3 protein-coding genes are annotated in these 4,461 nt (G+C 50.8%); 2 read left to right on the top strand and 1 reads right to left on the bottom strand.

Features of this window, described 5'->3' with window-relative positions; genetic code table 11:
* The coding region (locus LUQ50_RS00600) for a pyruvoyl-dependent arginine decarboxylase (RefSeq protein ID WP_300034606.1) at positions 1 to 522 on the bottom strand (522 nt) is incomplete at its 3' end.
* 118 nt (positions 523 to 640) lie between these two features.
* Here LUQ50_RS00600 and carA point away from each other — a divergent pair.
* Entirely contained in the window at positions 641 to 1,696 is a 1,056-nt protein-coding gene (gene carA, locus LUQ50_RS00595; RefSeq protein ID WP_300034603.1) for a glutamine-hydrolyzing carbamoyl-phosphate synthase small subunit, read from the top strand.
* Positions 1,696 to 4,461, top strand: a 2,766-nt coding sequence (gene carB / locus LUQ50_RS00590; RefSeq protein ID WP_300034600.1) for a carbamoyl-phosphate synthase large subunit, incomplete at its 3' end; no start/stop codon positions are given. The genes carA and carB, both read left to right, overlap by 1 nt.

Genomic DNA, 4,461 nt, shown 5'->3' with positions numbered 1-4,461 from the left:
GATGACGGTTGTCCACTTACCTGATACATCGCCCTTTGCGGACTGGCAGATATGTGAAGTCTCAATGATCTTACCACTCGCCTTGTAGATCTGTTCCCGCTCCTGCCATGCTGTATCTGGATCAAACTCGATACCCAGCGTGGTTGCAAGCATCGTGGCAGCGAGGTCTTCGGCGTACTCTCCTGACTGAGTTTCAGTCTCACCGAAAGTATGGTGTTCTGACAGATATCCGTAATGATCCTGCTCTTTTGGCAGAGCCAGTCCTACTGCCGCACTAACCAGCCGGTTAGGTTCGTTGGTGTCAGCCCGGGCCATAACTGCGTAGATAATCTCCCCCGGGCTGAAACTGCGCAGCCCTTCGAGCCTGGTAATTTCGGTGCATTGTGGGGGAAATATTGATGAAACATAGACGAGGTTGAACATCTCAATACCCGCGGCACGAAGTGCTGCTTCAAATGATGCCAGCCGATCTTTATGAATACCAACACCTCGGGTAAAAAAGACTTTTCTTGGTACACTCATCATCTCATGATTCAACTTGGTGACTCTTAAGATTAATCAGAAGGGTTTGAATCCTGAATAATTTTTTCGGAAGGTATCGTTATTAGGGTTTCAGGCTCACTCATATGGGACTTACACCATGAAGGCTGCGCTCGGATTAGAGGACGGAAGATACTTTATCGGAGAGGGATTCGGGGTCGATGGAGAGACAACCGGCGAGCTGGTCTTTAGCACGCAGATGACCGGGTATATGGAGGCATTGACCGATCCCAGTTATCACGGGCAACTCCTCCTCTTCACCTACCCTCTTATTGGTAACTATGGAGTTGACCGGGAGAATTTTCAGAACTCCCGGGTATGGGCATCCGGGTGTGTGGTTCATGAGCTCTGCAGGCAGCCGGCAGGCAGTACTACACTCTCACAGTTTTTTGAAGAGGAAGGTCTTTTAGGGATCACCGGAGTTGACACAAGGCACCTGACCATCAGCATTCGGGAGCAGGGAACGGTACGAGCAGGCTTAATTGTAGGGAGTGATGATGGCGAAGAGGCAGTCAGACTGGCACAATCAGCCCCTGATATCACGACCCAGTCGTTAATTCCTTCTGTATCATGCAAAGAACCCTGGCACATCAAGGGAAGCGGGCCACGGGTTGCAGTGATCGACCTTGGTATTAAAAAGAATATTCTGCAGAGTCTGAGTTGTCGGAATGCGGATCTGCAAATTTTCCCACATGATACAAAGCCTGATGAGATTCTTGCCTGCAAACCTGATGCTCTGTTTATAAGTAATGGTCCCGGCGATCCGGTTCAGGCTACCGGGGCGATCCAGGCAATAAAAAACCTGGCAGGAGAACTTCCGGTATTCGGAATTTGTATGGGCAACCAGATCTGTGGTCTTGCACTTGGGGGAGAGACACAGAAGATGAAATTTGGACACCGGGGAGCAAACCAACCGGTCCGATATAAGGATGGAAAAATTGCAATATCATCACAGAATCACGGATTTGTGGTGATGGGTGATTCACTGCCTGAAGGATGTCAGGTGACCTTTACCAACTGTAATGATGGGACGCTCGAAGGATTTGAGGATGAATACCTGGAGTTATTCTGTGTTCAGTTCCATCCAGAAGCACATGCAGGGCCGCATGATACCGAAAAAATGTATTTTGATATGATGATGAAGAGGCTGATCTGATGCCACGGGATCCATCGATCAAAAAAGTGATCCTGATCGGATCAGGGCCTATCCAGATTGGCCAGGCGGCAGAGTTTGATTTTTCCGGTTCACAGGCATGTCGTGCCCTTCGTGAAGAGGGGGTAGAAGTCGTTTTAGTCAACAGTAATCCGGCAACTATCCAGACCGATCCTGATACTGCGGATATTATTTACGTGGAACCACTTCAGGCCGATGTGATCGCCAAGGTCATCATGAAGGAAAAGCCTGATGGGATCCTCTCCGGGATGGGAGGGCAGACCGGGCTTAACCTTACTGCTGAACTTGCCGAGATGGGTGCTCTTGAAGGTGTTCGAATCCTGGGAACTCCCCTGAAGGCTATCTATGAGGGAGAAGACCGGGAAAAGTTCAGGGATCTGATGCAACGGATAGGTGAACCGGTCCCGAAGTCCATGATCGTCAGTTCACTCTCACAGCTGGATGAGGCTGCCCGCATTGTCGGGTTCCCGGCAATTATCAGGCCGGCATACACCCTTGGGGGAGCAGGTGGAGGGATTGCATATAACGCAGATGATCTCTACCGCATCACCGAACTTGGCCTCGGCAAATCCCGTATCCATCAGGTACTTGTGGAAGAGAGTGTTGCGGGGTGGAAAGAGGTTGAGTTTGAGGTAATGCGTGACGCCAACGACACCTGCATCACCATCTGTGGGATGGAGAACGTGGATCCTATGGGGGTCCATACCGGTGAAAGTGTCGTGGTCGCTCCGATCCTGACCCTGCGTGATGATGAGTTCAATGTCCTCCGTGATGCTGCACTCAAGATCATCCGTGCCCTGGATGTACAGGGTGGATGCAATATACAGTTCGGATTCAAGAGTGACCGGGAGTATCGGGTTATTGAGGTAAATCCCCGGGTATCACGTTCCTCTGCACTTGCTTCGAAAGCAACCGGATACCCCATTGCCCGGGTTGCTGCCAAGATTGCGATTGGCCTTCGTCTTGATGAGATCCTTAATACCGTTACCGGGAAGACACCAGCATCGTTTGAGCCATCGATAGATTATGTGGTGGTCAAGGTTCCCCGGTGGCCTTTTGATAAGTTCAAGACCGCTGATCGGACTCTGACCACTGCCATGAAATCAACCGGTGAGGTGATGGCAATTGGCAGGTCAGTGGAAGAAGCGTTCAAAAAAGCACTTCGATCGCTAGACAACGATGCAGATCGTCATACCAATCATGGTGAGATCCGCATGATCCTCTCCAGACCGACCGATGAACGGTTTGCCACTCTTTTTGATGCCTTCAGAGAGGATTTTACCCTCGATGAAGTCACAGAACTCACTAAAATTACTCCATTCTGGCTTGAAAAGGTCAGGAATATCATCGATCTCGAACAGATACTGACTACTGGCGGGACTGATGATCAGATCCTGCTTGCAAAACGCTATGGTTTTTCAACCAGTGAGATCAGCACATTAAGCGGACGATCCGAACACGAGATCATCACGCTTTGTGGATCGCCTGCGTACAAGATGGTGGACACATGTGCTGCTGAATTTCCTGCCCGAACCCCTTACTTCTATTCTACCTGGGGTGATGGGAAATGCGAGATGCAACGGTCAGGAAAGAAGAAGGTCATGATACTTGGTTCAGGTCCGATCCGGATTGGCCAGGGAATCGAGTTTGATTACTGTACGGTCCATGCCGTTACTGCCCTGAGGGAGATGGGTGTAGAGGTGCATGTGGTCAATAATAATCCTGAGACCGTCTCGACGGATTTTGATACATCAGATCGCCTGTTTTTTGAACCGATGACCCTCGAAGACGTGATGAACATCCTGAAGAAGGATGATTATTTCGGTGTGATGGTTCAGTTCGGTGGGCAGAATGCAGTTAATCTTGCAGTGCCACTTCGTGATGAAATTGCCCGCCAGGGTCTCCAAACAAAAATTCTTGGATCAACTCCTGACGCGATGGATATGGCTGAGGACCGTGACCGGTTCAGCGTACTCCTTGATGATCTCCGAATCCCTTCACCGCCCAATGGGTCTGCAACCTCTGAAGAGGAAGCATTGGCAACTGCTGAGCGGATCGGTTATCCGGCACTGGTGAGGCCATCATATGTTCTGGGTGGCAGAGCGATGGAGATCGTGCATGAAGCTCCCGAACTCACGACATACATGCGTGAGGCAGTCAAAGTCTCCCGGAGCCATCCGGTCCTTATTGATCGGTTCCTCCAGAACGCGATCGAACTTGATGTCGATGCGGTCTGTGATGGGACTGATGTTCTCATTGGCGGGATCATGGAACATATCGAGGCTGCCGGGGTGCACAGCGGGGATTCAGCCTGTGTGATCCCAACGCAGTCTCTTCCTCCGGAAATTCTCGATACTGTCCGTGATTATACCCGGAAACTTGCTCTTGGGCTGGGCGTTGTTGGTCTTGTGAACATTCAGTTTGCGGTCCAGGGCTCGGTTGTGTATGTGCTTGAAGCCAATCCCCGGGCCAGCAGGACCGTGCCATTTGTCGCCAAGGCAACTGGCATCCCTCTGGCAAAAGTTGCAGCCCGGGTGATGATGGGTCTGCGGATTGCGGATATGCCCTACCAGGAACGGGAAATTAAGCACGTGGCTGTCAAGGAAGTGCTCCTCCCCTTCAATAAACTCCCGGGTGTGGATACTGTTCTCGGACCCGAGATGAAATCTACCGGGGAAGTGATGGGGATTGATTACGATTTCGGCCGTGCATATTACAAGGCAAGCATCGCAGCTCATAACCGCCTT

It is taken from the genome of Methanospirillum sp. (assembly GCF_028679455.1).
Lineage (GTDB): Archaea > Halobacteriota > Methanomicrobia > Methanomicrobiales > Methanospirillaceae > Methanospirillum.
The sequence above is the reverse complement of the archived record's forward strand: the minus strand, read 5'-3'. Positions and strand labels throughout refer to the sequence as shown.